The sequence below is a fragment of the Anaerosphaera aminiphila DSM 21120 genome (assembly GCF_900129925.1).
Taxonomy (GTDB): domain Bacteria; phylum Bacillota; class Clostridia; order Tissierellales; family Peptoniphilaceae; genus Anaerosphaera; species Anaerosphaera aminiphila.
This window is the reverse complement of sequence record NZ_FQXI01000001.1, coordinates 283,419-301,969: the sequence shown is the minus strand read 5'-3', so window position 1 is coordinate 301,969 and position 18,551 is coordinate 283,419. Positions and strand designations below refer to the sequence as shown.

The window sequence follows — 18,551 nt, the reverse complement described above, 5'->3', positions numbered from 1 at the left end:
TTTTATTCTCTGTTTTTGTTTAATATGTCCATAAATTCTTCACCACTAATATTTTCTTTTTCAAGTAAATATTTTGATATAGCTTCTAGTGCTTTTGTATTTTCTTTTAATAGTTCAATAGAATTTTTTTGACATTCTTCTAATATTTTATTGATTTCTTTATCTACTATTGTGCCTGTTTCTTCGGAGTAGTTAGGAACATTTCTACCATCTAAATATTGGTTCTGTGTACTTTCAAGTCCCATTGGACCAAAAGTGTCGCTCATTCCATATTGAGTAACCATTCCACGAGCTAGTTGAGTTGCCCTTTCAATGTCGTTAGAAGCCCCTGTTGTAACTTCGCCAAATTTTACAATTTCTGCAGCTCTTCCTCCTAAAAGTGTGGAAACTTGAGCCAACATTTCTGAACGTGTCATTAAATATCTTTCTTCTTCAGGTACATTCATAGTATATCCAAGACTGCCCATAGTTCTGGGTACAATTGTAATTTTTTGAATAGGTTGACTATTTTTTTGTAGGGCACTGACTAATGCATGGCCAACTTCATGGTAAGAAACTATTTCACGTTCCTTAGAGTTCATAATTCTATCTTTCTTTTCTTTCCCTGCTATTACTACTTCAACTGCTTCCATTAAATCTTTTTGTTGAACAGTAGTACGATTTTCTTTTACTGCTAAAAGAGCACCTTCGTTTATCATATTTGCAAGGTCTGCTCCTGTTGCACCAGAGGTAGCAAGTGCAATTTCATGTAAATTTACACTTGGATCTAATTTTACGTCTTTGGCATGAACTTTAAGTATTGCCTCACGTCCTATTAAATCAGGTTTATCTACTATTATTCTACGGTCAAATCTTCCTGGTCTTAAAAGTGCTTTGTCTAAAACTTCAGGTCTATTTGTAGCAGCCAGAACAACTACACCTTTTTCACTGTCAAAACCATCCATTTCTGCAAGAAGTTGATTAAGTGTTTGTTCTCTTTCATCATTACTTCCAAGTTGGTTATCTCTACTTTTACCTATAGCATCAATTTCGTCTATAAATATAATACTTGGTGCATTTTTTTGAGCTTGCTCAAATAAATCTCTAACTCTAGATGCTCCAACGCCTACAAACATTTCTACAAATTCACTACCGGAGATAGAATAAAATGGTACTTTTGCTTCACCGGCAAAAGCTCTTGCAAGTAAAGTCTTACCAGTTCCGGGAGGACCTACTAATAGAGCACCTTTAGGTTGTTTAGCACCAATTGCATTGTATTTTGATGGGTTTTTTAAAAAGTCTATCATTTCAGTTAAACTTTCTTTTGCTTCATCTTGTCCCGCCACATCGTCAAAGGTAATTCCTGTATTTTTTTCAAGGTCATATTCTTTAGCTTTACTTTTACCAATTCCAAACATTCCACCTGAACCGCCATTTGAATTTCCCATTTTTTTAACAGCTTTACGAATTACAAAGAAGTACACTAAATATAAAATAAGGGTAGGTAGTATCCACCACATTACAAAACTCAAGAGTGGGGATGAATTGGAAGTGTCATAAATTTCTCCAAAAGTAACATTTTTTTCAAGAAGTCTCTCAGTTAAATTTGGATCATTTACTCTAGTTGCAATATAATTATTTCCAGGAGCAGGCTTAACTTCCTTTTCATCACTTTGTCCGTTTGGATATAATATTTTTTCAACTTCAGCAATATCTGCATTCTTTGATATTACAAATTGTAGTTGGTCTTCACTTAATTCAACAGTGCTTACATTATCAGTTTCAACTAACTCAATAAATTGACTGTATTTAATTTCAGGTACTGCTCTATTAGAAATATTTGCAGAGATAATATTTATTATTGTAGTAATTAGAAACATCACTAACAATATATGAAATATTGTAGGACCTTGAGGAGTATTTTTAGATGTTGAACTGTCTTTTTTATTAGAATTTGTATTTTGGTTTTTATTAGAATTCAAATCATTGGGTTTTGAATCCATTTTTTTATTTTCATCATTACTCATTATCATTTTTCCTTTCTATTTGTTCATTTAATTTGCTTCCGCAAAATTTACAATATTTACTATCTGAAGTATTGTATGTCATACAATTACTACATTGTATTTCATTTTTTAATGAAGCTAATTTAATTTTATTTTTAATAATTTCATCCATTATTGTATCTATTTTTTTTTGCTTATTTTGAGTTATTTCTAATAGTATTTTCCCAAGTTCAACATATTGGACTTCTAATTTAAATTCATTTTTATTTAAATTTTCTTCTATTTCAGAAATTTTTTTCTCATCTATAGTTTTATTATCCAATGTATAACACCCCCACTTCTATATACTAATCTTAAATTTAATTAGTTAAAAAATCTATATTCAAAAAGTTAGTTTTGTAGGTTATAGGACAGTTAACTTAAAATGTCCATTAAATGTAATATTTAATTAATTGAAAAGTAATAGTAAGTGAGATAAAATCAAATACAATAAGCAAAAATTAATATGAAATTATTATTTTTAAATTATATAGATAAAGACTAATTAAAAGGAGAAATATGGCTACAATAGGAATAGATTTAGGAACGTCAAATAGTATGGTTACATATTGGAATGGGAAAAATGGAGAAGTTATAAAAAATGTACTAGGAAATGTGCTGACTCCATCAATAATAAGTGTTGATGAAAGTGGGGAAATATTAATTGGAGAAATAGCTAAGGAAAGGTTAATTACTTATCCTGATAAAACTGTCTCAGCATTTAAGAGATTTATGGGAACTAAAAAAATATATAGTATAGGGAAACATGAGTTTTCTCCCATAGAATTGTCATCTATTATTTTAAAAAAATTAAAAGAAGATGCAGAGAGCTATTTAAATGAAAGTTGTGACAGTGCAGTTATTAGTGTGCCTGCTTACTTTAATAATGCTCAAAGAGAAGCTACCCTTGCAGCGGCAAAGTTGGCAGGTATTGATGTTTTAAATTTAATAAGCGAACCAACTGCAGCGGCAATTTCCTATGGGCTTTATAGTGAGATTGATTCCACGATTTTAGTATTAGATTTAGGTGGGGGAACATTTGACGTATCTCTACTTGAAATTTTTGAGGGAATAATTCAAGTAAACGCAATTTCTGGAGATAATAAATTAGGTGGAGAAGATTTTACCAATGAAATAGTAAAAGACTTTTTGAGAAAGACTCAATTAAAAGAAGATATTTTAAATTTAGAATTTATGTCTTTACTTAGGAAGAAATGCGAACATTTAAAATTAAATTTAAGTGAAGAAAACTTAAGTTTCAATATTGAATATAGAGACGTTAACTATGAATACTCTTTAAATATAGGTGAGTTTGACAAATTAGTTGTAGATTTATTGGAGAGAATAAAAACTCCTATAATAAAAGCTATAAAAGATTCACAGATAAAAGTGGAAGACATTGATAAAGTAATATTAATTGGAGGAGCTACAAAGTCTGAAAGTGTAAGGAAATATATTACAAAACTATTTAATAAATTCCCATACATTAGTATAAATCCAGATGAAGCAGTAGGTATTGGAGCAGGTATACAAACAGCGCTAAAGTTAAGGGATGAAAATTTAAGTGAGGTAATTTTAACAGATGTATGTGCCCACACACTGGGTATAGAAACAACTGATGTAGATGGCAATATAATCATAGATGGACTGTTTTCGCCAATTATCGAAAGAAATACAACTATACCTGTGAGTATTATAAAGAGATTTTATAAACTATATGACAGACAAGAGGTAATAAATGTATTAATTTATCAAGGGGAGAGCAATAAAGTAGAAGATAATTTATTTTTAAGTAAATTGTCAATTCCCATTGAAAGAGAAAATGATGCAATAGATGTTAGATTTACTTATGATGGGAATGGAGTTTTAGAAGTAGATGTAGAAGTTGTAAACTCAAGTATTAAAAAAAGGTTGGTCATAGAAGAAAATCCTGGAACATTAACTCAAGCTGAAATTGAAGAAATTTTAATAAAACTAGAACAATTTAAAGTCCATCCTAGAGAAAAATCAGAAAACAGGTATTTACTTGAAAGAGCAAGTAGATTATATGTGGAAAGCTTAGGAGAGAAACGAAGTTACATTGGAAATTTAATTACGAAATTTGAAATTACTCTTGAAAAACAAATACCTGAAAAAATAAAAGAAGAAGCAGAAGAGCTCAATAATATATTAAATACATTGGAAAGAGAGATATTTTAATGAACATATGGGAAATATTGGAAATTGAGCCCACAGAAAATAAAAAAGAAATAAAAAAAGCCTATGCTAAAAAACTAAAAGTAACTCATCCAGATGATGACTTGGAAAAATTTCAAGAGTTAAAAGAAGCTTTTGACTTAGCGCTTAATTATAGGTCAAGTGGAGAAGAGGGCAAAAGCAAAAATTTAAAAGATAGTATATCTAAAGAATTTACAGATATAATTTCTATTGAGTATTGGGGAAATTATTACAATAAATGGGAAAATACTGAAGATGCTAAAAATAATTTAGAGATGTTTATCTTAGAAAATGTTGGAAATATTCCGAAAGATATAATTAATTTTGTGTTGGAAAAATTTGAGCTATTTATAGAGGATGAGTTGGCGTTAAAGTCTTTTAAAAACATTCCTGATTTTAAAGTTTATGCAATAGATGGACTAAATAATGACGAGAATATTAAGTTTTATAGAGTTAGATATGCTATTTTTTATAAACTAACTACAGGATTTAACAATATAGAAGAACTTGGAGAACTCTTTAATATTGGAGAGAATTTAAATTCAAAAGATGAAGACTTAAAATTTTTAAAGTTATCTTTTGGAATAGTACAGGATATTGAATTAAAACATTATAATCCTCTAGCGCTAAATAATACAAAGATAAATCTTTCTATGTTGGAAAATACAGAAAGTAAAACATATAATTTTGTAAAAAACTTTATAGAAGTATATTCAAAAGAGAGGTTAAATCTTTCTGATGATTTTTTAAAGTTTCAAGATGTTAAATATATACCTGAATATTTAATTTTATTTTTAAAAGGATACGCTTCTTATGTATTAGAAAATTATAACGGTGCATATTACTATTGGTTTGTAGAAAAGAATATATTACCAAAGATTTTACAAGAAATAGCTGTAAGAGAAATATCTTTAAAAGAAAGTTATTTAAATGCAGAGTTTCAAGAAAGTTTTAGTTTAGAAAATAAAAAATCTGAAGATGTTAGCTTAGATATTAATGACTTGTTTTCAAATTTAGATATGTCTCAGAATTTAGACAATTGGAAAAATGTATTGGAAGATTTAAGTATAGAGGGCTATGTAAATATTCAAGAAAATATAATATCATTTTTAGTTCATAACTATAAATTACTTCCTAAAGATGTTGTAGATTATATTTATAAAAAGTTTAATATTGATGATTTAGAAAACTATAAAATTTCAAATAAATTAAAAACTGAATTAAAAAGCCTTCCAAATATGAACTTTAAAAATAATTTAATACCTAAGTATATGAGAGCAGAATTTTTTGAGACTAGGTATGATTACTATTTTTCCAGTGTAAGAAAGGAAGAAGGTCAATTTGGAAATAATCTTTACAATAAATTAAACAGCATATCTTTTGATTATGATGTAGAACTGATTAGAGTTCAACAACTGTTTTTAGAAGAGTTGGCGTTAAATAAAAAAAATACTATGGGTTTTAAAGATACAAAAGATCAATTGAGAAAGTTAAATGTTTTCCAACCTACAGATACTTTCAACTTTTACAGTATTTTCTTTAAAATCTACGATGTAAAAAAAATAAACTATGAAGACTTTAATTTACTACTTTCTTATAAAAAAGAAAGATTATTAATTTATGAAGATATATACAATGTTATATTGTCATTAGCTTTTAAATTTTCAAAAGATAGTGAAAGTTCAAAAAAATATAGAGATAAATTGCCTAATTATTTAATGGGATATATTGACTTTCAATTAAAACAAATAGAAAAAATGCAAAAGAGACAAAACAGGACATTTAAATATATTGCAAAGAAAATAATACTATCAGTTTCAGTTGTTATTTCAGCTATAGTTATATTGGCTTTAGTAAGTTCTTATATAAGTGATAAGACAATTGACAAGAGACTTGAAAATAACTATGCTTCAAATGAAATGTTGACTGAAAGTGAATTAGAATATATGGGAAAATACTCTACAAAAGATGAAGTGTTTGCAATGAGATTTTTAATAGAAGATGTAAATATTGAGTTAAATAAAAAATTTGCAGAAACTTATTTTTCTGATGAAGCAAAAAAGATATATGAAAAAAATATTATAGAGCAAAGAGGCAACAAAAAACTAAGCTTATTTAACTTAAAAATTATAACTAAATATATTGAAGGTAGAGAAAATCTATATACTGGATATTTTTATAACAGTAAATTAATCTGTTTAGTTGAAAAAAAAGACGATATAATATTAAAAATCTATGGAGATGGGTGGAGTGAAATTTTAGAAGAAGATGAAGAGTTTTACTCTAAAATAATGTTGTCTAATCTTTTAAACTCCATTAAATTTGTTGTATCTAAGTACTTTGTAGAAGATGATAAGACAAGTGCTTTAATAGATAGTGAGTACTTAGTATCTGAAGAATTTAAAACTCACATATTTGAAGAACCTTACAATGAAGTAAACTATAATTATAAAATGGGGTTTTATTTACATTATTATGACTATGATAAAGACAAAGAGTATATAATATTGTATTCTAATGATAAAGAAGATGTTAGATATATTGAATTGGATAAATTTAAGCGAATTAATAAAATTTTTAAAGAAGACAGTGAGTTAGTAGACGAAAAATTAAGAGAGGCAACAAGAGATTTAGAAGATGATAAGAGGCCTATTAGAGTATGAGTGGGTTAGTGTGAAAATAATCTGGAAACCTTAGTTAAGAAGGTGAATAATGTGAAAATTGGTATAATAAGGTGTATGCAAACAGAGGATTTTTGTCCGGGAACTACTGATTTTAAAGTAATCAGAGAAAGAAAGGGAGCCTTTGAAAAAGTAAGTGAAGATATAGAAATAATAGGGTTTATTAATTGTGGAGGTTGTCCCGGTAAAAAGGCTGTACTTAGGGCAAGAAAGTTAGTAAAGAGAGGGGCAGATACAATTGTATTTGCATCTTGTATTCAAAAGGGAAATCCAATAGGATATCCATGTCCCTTTGCCAAGAAGATGAAAGAAGTTATAAAAGATGATTTAGACGAAAGTATTAAATTTATAGATTATACTCATTAAAAAGAACTGCTAAAAAGCAGTTTTTTTAATTGCTAAAATTTTCATTTAAAAAATTTAAGATAGTTGAGCAAAATTCAGGGTCTTCAATGGGAGTAGTTACTAAATTTCTCTGAATTACAAAGTGTTCATAACCATCTCTAGTTAAAGTAGTAGTGTCAATACCTAGTTGTTCAGCTCTACTTTTTATTCTTATAAAATTATAGTAGTCAACTTGTCTGTCCTTTTTAGAGTGCATAAGTAGTAGTGGTCTATTATTAAATTTTTCTAAAGAGTTAATAGGAGTGTAATTTAATTTATCAAATCCATAGTGTAGACCTAAGTAAATTGTTATAAATGGCTTTTCTAAAAGTCTTAATGGTTTAGGAATATAATACTGTTTCATAGTATCTATAAAGACATTTGGAAAATCAGAGTAGCCAGAAATAGCAATAGTTCCATTGATTCTACTATCTTCTCCAGTTGCAACTAAGGCTGTAGATGCTCCCATAGATGTTCCCATGACTATTATAGGTAAGTTAGACACATTACTGTCACTTTTTAAAAAATCAACTCCTGCAACTACATCCATCCACTTTGTCATTCCAAGTCCAATATCACTTCCTTCACTTAGTGTATTTATTTTTATGAAAAGGGTTAAAAATCACATATAATGAAAAGATTTTTCTATTAGATAAAAAATATTTAAATAGATTTAAAAGAAGTATATTAATAAATGTATGATGTATATATTTATTAATATACTTCTTTTATTTTAGGAATAAAGTACATTAAACGTTGAAAACTAAAGGTTTAAATCAAATGATTAAATTTTAAAATTAAAAGGTAAAAGCTTGTCAATTAATTAACAATCAGTTATAATTGTATTATAAAAAATTATTTTAGATTTTAGGAGGTAATAAAAATGTCTTGGGAAAAAGGTATTAATATTGAAAATGTAAGTGAAATTATTTGTGGTTCTCATATTTTTATGGGAGTGGGTGCAATAAAAAAAATGGATTTTATTGCAGAACAACTTAAAAATAAGGGAGTAGATTGTGTTATAGCAATGACAGGGAAACGTGCTTATGAATCTACAGGAGCATGGGCTGTAGTTACTGAAGCGCTGGACAAACACAACATTAAGTACATACTATATAATGAAGTTACACCTAATCCGGAAACTCATCAAGTTGACGATGCAGTAAAAGTAGCGCTTGAAGGTGGTGCTAAGGCTGTAATTTCAATTGGGGGCGGAAGTCCTATAGATGCGGGGAAGAGTGTTGCAATACTTATGGAATATCCTGACAAGAACTGTCAAGATCTCTATGAAATGAACTTTGCACCTGAAAAAGCTGCTCCAATCATAGCAATAAATTTAACTCATGGAACAGGTAGTGAGGCAAATAGATTTGCCGTTGTAACTATACCTGAAAAAAATTACAAACCTGCAATTGCATATGACTGTATATATCCAATGTACTCCATAGATGATCCGGCACTTATGACAGGTCTTCCAAAGGGTCAAACAACTTATGTAAGTGTTGATGCAGTAAACCATGTAATAGAAGGGGCAACTACAGTATTAAATAATCCATTTGCAGTTACACTTGGAAATGAAACAGTAAAGCTTGTTGCTAAATACTTGCCAAAAGCTATTGAAAATCCTGAAGATTTAGAGGCTAGATATTTCCTTTCCTATGCTTCTTTAATAGCAGGAACTTCATTTGACAATGGTCTGCTTCACTTTACACATGCTTTAGAACATCCACTTAGTGGAGTTAAACCTGATTTAACTCATGGTTTGGGACTTGCAATAATTTTACCTGCTGTTATAAAAGTAATTTATAAAAATAGTGGATATATCTTAGCTGATTTATTGGCACCAATAGTTCCAGGACTTACTGGAGATGCTTCAGAAGCTGAAAAAGTAGAAAATGGTGTTCGCCAATGGTTAGTATCTGTAGGTATAGATGAGACATTAAAAGATGTGGGATTTGTTGAGGAAGACATTGAAAAATTAGTTGACTTAGCTTTTACTACTCCAGGTTTAGATGGATTATTAGCTAGTGCACCAGTTGAAGCAACTAGAGAAGTTGTAAGACAAATTTATACAGATTCACTATAATAATTTTAAGATGAGTTGAAATATACTCATCTTTTTTAATGTAAGATATAGTTTAATTAAAGTGAATTGACAAATAAAAGTAAATAATGTAGTATTAGATACCAGTGGTATGTAAGGGGTGTTAAAAATGACAAAAGATAGAAACTCTGAAGATTCTCGTCAAAAAATCTTAGATGTATCCAGAAAGTTGTTTTTAGAAAAGGGATATGACAATACTTCAATTCAAGATATAGTAAATGGACTTGGGGGTATGACGAAAGGAGCAATATATCACTATTTTAATTCTAAATTTGATATATTTGAGACAATTGCAAATAGTCCGGAAGAGTTAAATTGGGGAGATAATTGGGTAGGAAATACTGGACTTGAAAAGATAAGAAATAAAATTATTAGTTCACTTAGTGCCCATGAAATGCAAGCTATATTTTATTCAGCTGCTGTTACTTTAAAAAGTCCCAGAATGATTGGAGAGCAGTACTTAGAAAATATTAATACAGCTGTGCCTATGATTGAAGTATATGTAAAAGAAGGGTTAAAAGACGGCTCTATTAAAACTAAATATCCAACAGAAGTAGCTGAGCTGACAATTCTTACATTTAATATGTTAATAGGAATAAGAATTTTTGATTTTACTAAAGAAGAGTTTATGAGAAAAATTTATTTTATTAAAGACTTATTTGAAGGACTGGGAATTGAATTAGTAAATAGTGAAGTTTTAGATTCGGCAAAAAGGTTAATTACTTACTTAAAAGAGAAAAATTGCTAAAAGCAGTTTTCTTTTTCAGCAAGAACATACCGCTGGTATGAAATTCTTTTTTATCCCTTACATACCAACAGTATCTAAATAAAATAAAAAGTAAAAGGAGTGATATTAACGTGATAATGTATAAATCTATGCGTAAAAGTACAATAAGTGACAGTTTAAGTTTTAATATATGTGGAGGTATAAAAAAAGATGTGGAATAGGAATTTTATACTTTTATTATGTAGTCAGCTTTTTTCTGTTTTTGGCAATACGATTATTCAATTTTCAATTTCACTATATGTTTTAGATAAGACAGGTTCTTCTACTGTATTTGCATTAATTTCAGCGCTGTCTATTATATCTAGAGTTATCTGTCTGCCCTTTGGTGGGGTGTTGTCTGATAGAGTTTCAAAGAAAAAATTAATGATAATAATGGACTTTATATATTTATTATTGTCTATTGGATTAGTTTTAAGTGTATTTAGTGATAATACAGTATTTATTATGGGAGCTATAACTGTTGTAATTGGAATGGTGTCTTCTTTTGAAACACCAGTAGTTCAATCTGCGATACCGATTGTATGTAAAAAAGAAGACATTTCTCAAGCAAATGGAATAATTACTTCTGTTGCTATGTTGTCAAATATTTTAGGTCCAATAATTGCAGGAATAGTTTATAGATTTGATCAAGCATACATGGTATTTATAATATGCGGTTTTCTATTTGCAGTTGCAGTAATAAGTGAAATTTTATTAAAATTGCCAAACAACAGTAGGTGGAATAGTACAAGTTCAATATTAAGTGTAGTTTATGAAGATTTAAGAGAAGTTGTAGAGTATTTAAAAGGTAAAAAAGTTATACTTAGAATATCTCTAATAGCATTTTTGTTAAATTTATTTATTTCATCTTTTATAAGTGTAATAATTCCATACACAGTGAGAGTAAGCTGGAATATAAGTAGTGAACTCTTTGGAGTAATGAATATGCTATTTGCAATTGGAGGTTTAATGGGAAGTGCCTTCGTAGGAATTTATGCGAAAAAAATTAATTCAAAAATTACTACAAAGCTTTTAATATTAAATAGTTTTTTATTTATGGCATTAGCTTTTCCGTACTCAGAATTGTTTAATGTAAATATGTCCTTTTGGATTTTAACAATTCTTGCAACTGTACTTCAAGGAGTGTTCACGCTGGTTTCAGTTCAACTAATAAGTTTTATTCAAATGAGCACAGATATAGATATGCTTGGTAGAGTAATGTCATTTGTTATGATGGCTTCAATGTTAGCTATGCCAATAGGGCAATTTATATTTGGAATATTTGGAGAGATATTAGTGGGCAAGAGTATGATAGTAGTAATCTTAATTACAGGATTTATTTCTATTTTAATTTCAATATACTCTAAGAATACTTTTAATAAAATAGAAATATAAAATTAGAGTAGGTTATAACCTACTCTAAAAATTTAAATTATTTAATAATTTATTAATTAATAGTTATTTATTTCATAGTCCCAAGGAAGTATTAGCCAACAGGCTATATATAAAACTACTCCTGCACCATAAAAAACTGAAAGTACTAACCATAAAATTCTTACAATTGATGGATCTATGTCAAAATATTCTGCAATACCTCCACAGACTCCAGCAATTTTACAGTCTCTTGAAGATCTATATAATTTTCGACTCATAATATCACCTCATTTAAAGCTATTAATATTTATATTATAACAATTTTTAAAATATTTATCATTAAATATTTATTTAAAGGTATTCGAAATCATTTTCAAAATTGTCATAGTAATGTTCATATTTTCTATTGTATATGTTTTCAATGTGGTGCTCAATTTTATTTTCTAAATCGTCGCCATAGTCTTCATAGTAATCATTATATTCGTCATAATTATCATATCTGTTGTCATAGTCATAGTCCTCATCTTCATAGTCAAATACACTGCCTTGATTTTGTTTAGAAATTGATATAGAGCTCATTGAACTATTTACGGTTAATTGATTTTCTGCTTGAGAAGTTGATCCTTTTACAATGCTCAATAAATTTTCAGGGTCATTTATTTTTAAATCCACATTTCCCATAGAAGAATGAATAGAATTTTTTCCGGAAAATGTTATATTCTCACCAACCACATTCCCCATACTTGAGTCTAAAACCATATTAGCTAATTTAGTATTTTTAATATCCATATCACTCATGCTAAATTTTATATGAGATTTTGAAATATTAGAATTTTTTATTTCAATATCAGCCATGCTTGATTTAAAATCTAATTTTGGAAGAGTAATATTATCTATTTCTATAGCGCCTATACCTAAGTCTATATTTAGATTTTTTAATCCGGATGCAGGTCCTATAATAGTTATTTTACTTTCGTTGTTTACTCTATTATTTAACTTGTGCGAGTAGTTTTTTAAGTTAACTGTCAAATTTCCATTGCTTTCACTTACAGAAATTTTATTATTTTTATCCATTGGAGATACAGTGTATACTTCCCAAGTGTTTACATTTCTTCCAATTAATTTAACTTCAGCAACAGAACCGTCAATTTGAATTGACTGAAGATTTGAATAATTGTAGTCTTTTTTTTCAGTAGGGCCTGAATAGTAGTTATTACTGTTGTACATATTATGTCTCATACCAAAATTATAGTTGAAATAAGTTCTAGCTCCTCCAAAATATGAAATTGATGACACTAGAACTCCTATAATTACTAATATTAAGGCGATTTTAGTTGATTTTTTCAATTTATTCATCTCCTTCATTATTTTTGTCTTCGTCTAATTTAATTGTGTCAAAATTATCGGTATTAGAATTGTCAAAGTGGTCTGTTTGAAAATTATTTTGACTTTTTTCTGTAAAGTTATTTTGATTTTGAGGTCTGGATTTTCTGGCGATTCCGCCGGCAAATTTATGAATTATAAACTTAATTGCATTGAAGAGCAAAATTATAGCCCCAATTGCCACAAATACAACTCCCAAGAAAAATATAGCAGACAGAGGTGAAAATGTTACAAAATATGCTATTCCAGCAATTCCACCAACTATTCCCATAAATCCTGATACAAATAAAAGTATTATAACTGCAAATATTGCTATTAGAATTCCAATGAAAGCAGCAGCTAAAGGCAAGGTAATGGGAAGGGAGAGTATTCCCAACAAAATAAGCAGTAATCCATCTCGATTCTTCCTTTTTTGGGGAGGAGTTTGTTCCCATTTGTTAGCTTGTTGATTCATTAAAATATCTCTTGCAATTTTCATAGGATCATATCTTTCTGGAACTGAGTCTGTGTAGTCAATTTCTTGTTCTTCAAATATTTCTTCATAGTAGTTAAGTATATTGTCACGTTCAGCAGGAGAAATACTCCTTAGACGGTTGCTGAGCTCACGCATAAATTCAATTCTAGTCATTTTAAATCCCCCCTAATAATTTTATCAATGCTTTCCTTATATCCAATCCAATCTTGTTCATATTTTTTTAACTGTCTTCTTCCTTCTGGAGTAATTTGATAATATCTTCTATTTCTTCCACCAAAGGGCTGATCATAAGTTGTAAGACAATTGTCTTTTTGCAGTCGTCTTAACACCGGATATAGAGTGGATTCAGATATAGATATAGCCTCTATGAGATCTTGAGTGAGTTTGTAGCCGTAAGTGTCTTCTTTGTTCACAGTTGCAAGGACACATAAATCTAAAACTTGAGAACTTAGTACAAACATAAACATACTCCTTTCTATACGATATCATTTATTTGAGTATATTATACAGTGTATAGTATAGTGTGTCAATTAATATTAAAAATATTTACTATGTTTCTTTTATTGGAGTAGTTAGTATATAATAAAATAAAGTTAGAGTAGGGGTGAAAGTTTTGGATACAATATTTATTAAAGATTTGGCAATATGTGCAAAGCACGGTTTATATAGTGAAGAAAGAGAAGAGAAACAGAAATTTTTAATTTCTCTGGAATTGTATTTAAGGTTAATAAATGCAGGAGAGACGGGCGATTTAAAAAAATCTATAGATTATGTAGAACTATGTAAAAAAGTTGAAGAAAAATTTACGACAAATTTTTATAATTTATTAGAAGAAGCTGGAGAAGATTTAGCAGAGTTTATTTTAAGTGAATATGATATTTTAAATAAAGTTAGAGTTTCAATAAAGAAACTACATACTCTAAGGCCGAAAAATTTTAAATATGCTGAGGTTTCTGTAGTTAGACAATGGCACAGAGCGTATATAGCATTGGGCTCAAATGTGGGGAATAAAGAGGAAAACTTAGAGAAGGCAATTGAATTTATAAATAGTAAGTATCATACTAAAATAAAAAAGAAATCAAATTTTATAATTACAGAAGCTATTATAGATAGAAAAACTGAAGAATTTTTAAATGGAGCCTGTGAAATAAAAACTCTTTTAAGCCCTAGGGAATTAATTAATCATTTACGAGACTGTGAAGCTAAAATAAAAGAAAATAAAAGTGACTCAAAGACGATTATAGATTTAGATGTATTGTTATATGATGATATTGTAACAAATGATGAAGACATAATAATTCCTCATCCAAGATTGGAAGAGAGAGATTTTGTATTGACACCTTTAAGTGAAATAGCTCCATACTATGTACATCCTCTTTCAAAGAAGAGAATAGTGGATTTAAGAAATGAATTAAAGAAAAAAAACAAACAGTTATTTTAAAAACTGTTTGTTTTTTTGTTTATTCAAATGTGGCAATAAGCTCTCCACTTTTTACAATGTCATCAATTTTTACCAGAATTTCATGAATTGTACCATTAGAATTGGCAACGATATTGGATTCCATTTTCATAGCCTCAATTATCATAATAGTGTCGCCAGCTTTTATACTTTGACCTTGTTTTACATTTATATTTACAACTTTGCCTGGTATTGATGAACCTATTTGTTTTTCATCTTCAGGATTAGCATAGTCAATGCTGTCTTTTTTTATAGACATAGAAGTTACGTTTTTATCTTCAATTTTTATAGTTCTTCTATTTCCGTTTATATCAAAAGTTAAGTTTCTATATCCCTCTTGGTCAAGTTTTCCAATTTCTACTAGAGTTACAATTAAGTTTTTTCCTGTATCAATTGGAATTTCAGCTGTTTCATTTTCCATAAGTCCATGGAAGAAAACATGTGAAGGCATCATCCAAAGAGAACCATTTTTTTGTGAAGCTTTAATATAGTCTTCAAAAACTTTTGGATAAAGTGCAAAGCTAATTAGTTCTTCTTCAGTTGGATTTATTTTATATTTTGTATTTAAATAAACTTCATCAGCTTCAAAGTCTTCATCGTCAAGAAGGAGTCCGGCACGTACTTTTATTGGTTCTTCACCTTTTAAAATCATTCTCTGTAAGTCTTCAGGAAAACCGCCAAGAGGTTGACCCATCATACCTTTAAAATAACTTTTTACTGAATCTGGGTAATCTAAGTTTGTACCTTTTTCCAGTATGTTTTCTGGAGTTAGTTCATTTTGAACCATAAATATTGCAAAATCACCAACCATTTTTGATGAAGGAGTTACTTTTATAATGTCACCAACCATTTCATTTACAGAGCTAAACATTTCCTTAACTTCTTTAAATTTATATCCCAGTCCAAAACTCTCTACTTGAGGTTTTAAATTTGAATATTGTCCTCCTGGGATTTCATATTTGTATATTTCAGTTGAGCCGGATTTTAAGTCGGATTCAAAATTAGAATAAACTTCTCTTACAGAATCCCAATATTTTGAAATATCTTCAATTTTATCAAGATTAAGGCCCGTATCTCTATTAGTATTTTGAAGAGCAGCTACAACAGAGTTTAGTGCAGGTTGACTTGTAAGTCCGCTCATTGAGTTAATTGCAAGGTCTGCAATATCAACACCAACTTCTGTTGCCATTAATACTGTGGCTACACCGTTACCGGTAGTGTCATGAGTGTGAAGGTGAATTGGAATGGAGATTTCGTTTTTAAGAGCTTTAACGAGTTTCCTTGCAGCATAGGGTTTTAATAATCCGGACATATCTTTTATTCCTAGAATATGGCAACCGGATTTTTCAAGTTCCTTAGCTAAGTCAACGTAGTATTTTAAGTTGTACTTATCTCTATATTCATCTAGTATATCACCTGTATAACACATTGTACCTTCGGCAATTTTTCCGTTTTCTAAAACTTGATCAATAGAGAGTTTCATATTTTCCATCCAGTTTAGAGAATCAAAAATTCTAAAGATATCAACTCCATGTTCAGAGGATTTTTTAATAAAACTCTTAACAAGATTATCGGGGTAATTAGTATATCCAACTGTGTTATTGCCCCTTATTAACATTTGAAGTAATATATTTGGCATTAGTTCTCTAAGCATTATAAGTCTATCCCAAGGGTCTTCTTGCAAAAATCTATAAGCTACGTCAAAGGTAGCTCCTCCCCACATTTCAGATGAAAATAGTTCTTTCATATTGTTATTTGTAGCTTGGGCAATTTTTATTAAATCTATAGTTCTAACTCTAGTTGCCATGAGTGATTGATGGGCATCACGCATAGTAGTATCAGTAACTAGGAGTTTATTTTGTTTTAATATCCAATCAGAAAGTCCTTTAGCTCCAAGCTTGTCGAAGATTTGTTTTGTACCTTCATATTTTTTTATATCTTCTGCTTCTGGAACAATAGGGGTATTGTAAAGTCTGTCCTTTTTTGAAGGATTATTTACAATGTTTTCTCCTATAAAGGACATAAGTCTAAGTTCTGCATCAGGTTTAGTTTTAATTTTAAATAGAGAAGGATTCTTTGAAATAAATCCGGTGTCACAAGTTCCATTTTTAAACTCTGATGAGTTTAAAACATTTAGTAAGAAAGAGGAGTTAGTTTTTACTCCGGTAACCTTTGTTTCTCTAATAGCTCTAATAGCTTTACTTATAGTGTCCTTCCATGTTCTGGCATGAGTAATCACTTTTACCAGTAGGGAATCGTAGTAGGGAGTTATAATAGCTCCCGTGTATGCATTGCCGCCGTCTAATCTAACGCCAAATCCTGAACTTGACCTATAGTGAGTAATTTGACCTGTATCAGGTGCAAAGTCATTTAACGGGTCTTCAGTTGTTATTCTACACTGTATAGAGTATCCATTTAACTGTATAGAGTCTTGATTTTTAATATTTATCTCTTTGCTATTAAGAGGGTATCCCTCTGCAACGTAAATCATAGATTGAACTAAGTCGATTCCTGTAACCATTTCAGTTATAGTGTGTTCAACTTGAATTCTGGAGTTTACTTCTATAAAGTAGTGATTGTTATTTTTATCAACTAGAAATTCTACAGTACCGGCACTTAAATAGTTTAGGGACTTTGCAATTTTTAATGCATCATTTAATATATTGTCTCTTGTTTTTTTATCAAGGGAAAATGCCGGAGTAAATTCTATTACTTTCTGATGTCTTCTCTGAATAGAACAATCTCTTTCATAGAGATGGACAACATTTCCGTATTTGTCTCCAAATATTTGAACTTCTATGTGCTTTGGATTTTCTAAATATTTTTCAATAAACATTGCATCATTTCCAAAGGCTTTTGAGGCTTCCATTTTAGCGGAGCGAAAATTAGGTAGTAGCTCATCTTCGGTTCTAACTATTCTCATCCCTCTTCCGCCACCGCCAGCTGCAGCTTTTAACATTATTGGATATCCAGCTTCGTTGGCATATTTAATAGCGTCGCTTTCGGACTTTATAGCCTTATCTGTTCCCGGAATTACTTCTACACCAGCAGCTCTTGCAACTTTTTTTGATTCAATTTTATCACCAAGTGAAGCCATTACACTGGGTTGAGGTCCTATAAATGTAATTCCTGCTTCTTCACACTTTCTTGCAAACTCAGAGTTTTCAGCCAAAAAACCATAGCCGGGATGAATTGCATCTACATTTTTATTTAAGGCTAGAGTTATTATTTCATCAATATCTAAGTAAGCATCTAATGGAGATTTTCCTTTTCCGATTAGATAAGATTCGTCTGCTTTTGTTCTAAAAAGTGAAAGTGAATCTTCAACTGAATATATTGCAACGCTTCTTATACCAAGCTCTCGACAAGCTCTAAAAATTCTTATTGCAATTTCGCCACGATTTGCAACTAATATTTTTTTGAACTTTTTAATATTGTACATTTTCAATCTCCTTTTTTGGTTTAAATTTTATCTATTATACATCAATAGATTTTAAAAGTATAGTAAAATCCGTATAAAACTATATATAAAAAGCTATAGTAAGTTCGCTTAAACTATAGAAATAAGTGTATATGTTGTAATTTGTTGACAAATTAAAGAGGGTATGCTACTTTAATATAAACTGTAGATAGGGAAGTAAAAATAAGTTAAACTTTTTAGAGAGTGAACGATGGTGAGAGTTT

15 protein-coding genes and 1 other annotated feature (1 of these 16 only partly in view) are annotated in these 18,551 nt (G+C 29.4%); of the genes, 7 read left to right on the top strand and 8 right to left on the bottom strand.

Features of this window, described 5'->3' with window-relative positions; translation table 11 throughout:
* Positions 1–2: 2 nt before the first annotated feature.
* Positions 3–2,006 (bottom strand): ATP-dependent zinc metalloprotease FtsH, encoded by a 2,004-nt coding sequence (gene ftsH / locus BUB47_RS01535; RefSeq protein ID WP_083529020.1) that lies wholly within the window; start codon positions 2,004–2,006, stop codon positions 3–5.
* Positions 1,999–2,307, bottom strand: a complete 309-nt coding sequence (locus BUB47_RS01530; RefSeq protein WP_073183090.1) for a zinc ribbon domain-containing protein — start codon at positions 2,305–2,307, stop codon at positions 1,999–2,001. The genes ftsH and BUB47_RS01530 overlap by 8 nt, the downstream gene beginning before the upstream one ends.
* Before the next feature lie 236 nt (positions 2,308–2,543).
* On the opposite strand from BUB47_RS01530, the gene BUB47_RS01525 reads away from it, so the two are divergent.
* From BUB47_RS01525 to BUB47_RS01515, 3 genes are read left to right on the top strand one after another with little or no spacing between them, the layout of a single operon-like run.
* Positions 2,544–4,223, top strand: coding sequence for an Hsp70 family protein (locus tag BUB47_RS01525; RefSeq protein ID WP_073183089.1), 1,680 nt, complete (start codon positions 2,544–2,546; stop codon positions 4,221–4,223).
* Positions 4,223–6,904, top strand: coding sequence for a J domain-containing protein (locus BUB47_RS01520; protein ID WP_073183087.1), 2,682 nt, complete (start codon positions 4,223–4,225; stop codon positions 6,902–6,904). Before BUB47_RS01525 ends, BUB47_RS01520 begins: the two co-directional genes overlap by 1 nt.
* Positions 6,905–6,955: 51 nt before the next feature.
* Positions 6,956–7,288: a CGGC domain-containing protein gene (locus tag BUB47_RS01515; RefSeq protein ID WP_073183085.1), complete on the top strand. Its 333-nt coding sequence runs from the start codon at positions 6,956–6,958 to the stop codon at positions 7,286–7,288.
* Between the two features lie 25 nt (positions 7,289–7,313).
* Here the strand turns inward: BUB47_RS01515 and BUB47_RS01510 are convergent, their stop codons facing one another.
* Complete coding sequence (locus BUB47_RS01510) at positions 7,314–7,868, bottom strand: alpha/beta hydrolase family protein (RefSeq protein ID WP_073183083.1); 555 nt, start codon at positions 7,866–7,868, stop codon at positions 7,314–7,316.
* 321 nt (positions 7,869–8,189) lie between these two features.
* Between BUB47_RS01510 and BUB47_RS01505 the strand changes: the two genes are divergently transcribed.
* The 3 genes from BUB47_RS01505 (at position 8,190) to BUB47_RS01495 (ending at position 11,571) form a co-directional block, all read left to right on the top strand.
* Positions 8,190–9,392 carry an iron-containing alcohol dehydrogenase gene (locus BUB47_RS01505; RefSeq protein ID WP_073183081.1) on the top strand — a complete coding sequence of 401 codons (1,203 nt, stop codon included), beginning with the start codon at positions 8,190–8,192 and terminating at the stop codon, positions 9,390–9,392.
* 127 nt (positions 9,393–9,519) lie between these two features.
* A complete protein-coding gene (locus BUB47_RS01500) occupies positions 9,520–10,158 on the top strand; it encodes a TetR/AcrR family transcriptional regulator (RefSeq protein ID WP_073183079.1) in 639 nt (212 codons plus the stop codon).
* A gap of 189 nt (positions 10,159–10,347) precedes the next feature.
* Positions 10,348–11,571: an MFS transporter gene (locus BUB47_RS01495; RefSeq protein WP_073183078.1), complete on the top strand. Its 1,224-nt coding sequence runs from the start codon at positions 10,348–10,350 to the stop codon at positions 11,569–11,571.
* Between the two features lie 56 nt (positions 11,572–11,627).
* Here the strand turns inward: BUB47_RS01495 and BUB47_RS01490 are convergent, their stop codons facing one another.
* The 4 genes from BUB47_RS01490 to BUB47_RS01475 form a co-directional block, all read right to left on the bottom strand.
* The gene (locus tag BUB47_RS01490; protein WP_073183076.1) at positions 11,628–11,828 is read right to left on the bottom strand and encodes a PspC domain-containing protein; all 201 of its coding nucleotides are present in this window, start codon (positions 11,826–11,828) and stop codon (positions 11,628–11,630) included.
* Between the two features lie 73 nt (positions 11,829–11,901).
* Positions 11,902–12,897: a DUF4097 family beta strand repeat-containing protein gene (locus tag BUB47_RS01485; RefSeq protein ID WP_073183074.1), complete on the bottom strand. Its 996-nt coding sequence runs from the start codon at positions 12,895–12,897 to the stop codon at positions 11,902–11,904.
* A 1-nt stretch (position 12,898) separates the two neighbouring features.
* On the bottom strand, positions 12,899–13,561 hold the full coding sequence (locus tag BUB47_RS01480; RefSeq protein ID WP_073183072.1) for a DUF1700 domain-containing protein: 663 nt from the start codon (positions 13,559–13,561) through the stop codon (positions 12,899–12,901).
* Positions 13,558–13,869 (bottom strand): PadR family transcriptional regulator, encoded by a 312-nt coding sequence (locus BUB47_RS01475; RefSeq protein ID WP_073183070.1) that lies wholly within the window; start codon positions 13,867–13,869, stop codon positions 13,558–13,560. The genes BUB47_RS01480 and BUB47_RS01475 overlap by 4 nt, the downstream gene beginning before the upstream one ends.
* Positions 13,870–14,021: 152 nt before the next feature.
* Here BUB47_RS01475 and folK point away from each other — a divergent pair, with 152 nt between their 5' ends.
* Positions 14,022–14,849: a 2-amino-4-hydroxy-6-hydroxymethyldihydropteridine diphosphokinase gene (gene folK, locus BUB47_RS01470; RefSeq protein WP_073183068.1), complete on the top strand. Its 828-nt coding sequence runs from the start codon at positions 14,022–14,024 to the stop codon at positions 14,847–14,849.
* Between the two features lie 19 nt (positions 14,850–14,868).
* Here the strand turns inward: folK and BUB47_RS01465 are convergent, their stop codons facing one another.
* The gene (locus tag BUB47_RS01465; protein WP_073183398.1) at positions 14,869–18,300 is read right to left on the bottom strand and encodes a pyruvate carboxylase; all 3,432 of its coding nucleotides are present in this window, start codon (positions 18,298–18,300) and stop codon (positions 14,869–14,871) included.
* A 184-nt stretch (positions 18,301–18,484) separates the two neighbouring features.
* Positions 18,485–18,551, top strand: a binding site (T-box leader) (it continues 166 nt past the right edge of the window).

What these genes read in the sequence shown, in the direction of transcription:
- BUB47_RS01510 (WP_073183083.1), bottom strand. Translation starts at nt 7,868, where the DNA reads ATGACAAAGTGGATGGATGTAGTTGCAGGAGTTGATTTTTTAAAAAGT.
- BUB47_RS01505 (WP_073183081.1), top strand. Translation starts at nt 8,190, where the DNA reads ATGTCTTGGGAAAAAGGTATTAATATTGAAAATGTAAGTGAAATTATT.
- BUB47_RS01495 (WP_073183078.1), top strand. Translation starts at nt 10,348, where the DNA reads ATGTGGAATAGGAATTTTATACTTTTATTATGTAGTCAGCTTTTTTCT.
- ftsH (WP_083529020.1), bottom strand. Translation starts at nt 2,006, where the DNA reads ATGAGTAATGATGAAAATAAAAAAATGGATTCAAAACCCAATGATTTG.
- BUB47_RS01525 (WP_073183089.1), top strand. Translation starts at nt 2,544, where the DNA reads ATGGCTACAATAGGAATAGATTTAGGAACGTCAAATAGTATGGTTACA.
- BUB47_RS01475 (WP_073183070.1), bottom strand. Translation starts at nt 13,869, where the DNA reads ATGTTTGTACTAAGTTCTCAAGTTTTAGATTTATGTGTCCTTGCAACT.
- BUB47_RS01500 (WP_073183079.1), top strand. Translation starts at nt 9,520, where the DNA reads ATGACAAAAGATAGAAACTCTGAAGATTCTCGTCAAAAAATCTTAGAT.
- BUB47_RS01480 (WP_073183072.1), bottom strand. Translation starts at nt 13,561, where the DNA reads ATGACTAGAATTGAATTTATGCGTGAGCTCAGCAACCGTCTAAGGAGT.
- BUB47_RS01520 (WP_073183087.1), top strand. Translation starts at nt 4,223, where the DNA reads ATGAACATATGGGAAATATTGGAAATTGAGCCCACAGAAAATAAAAAA.
- BUB47_RS01490 (WP_073183076.1), bottom strand. Translation starts at nt 11,828, where the DNA reads ATGAGTCGAAAATTATATAGATCTTCAAGAGACTGTAAAATTGCTGGA.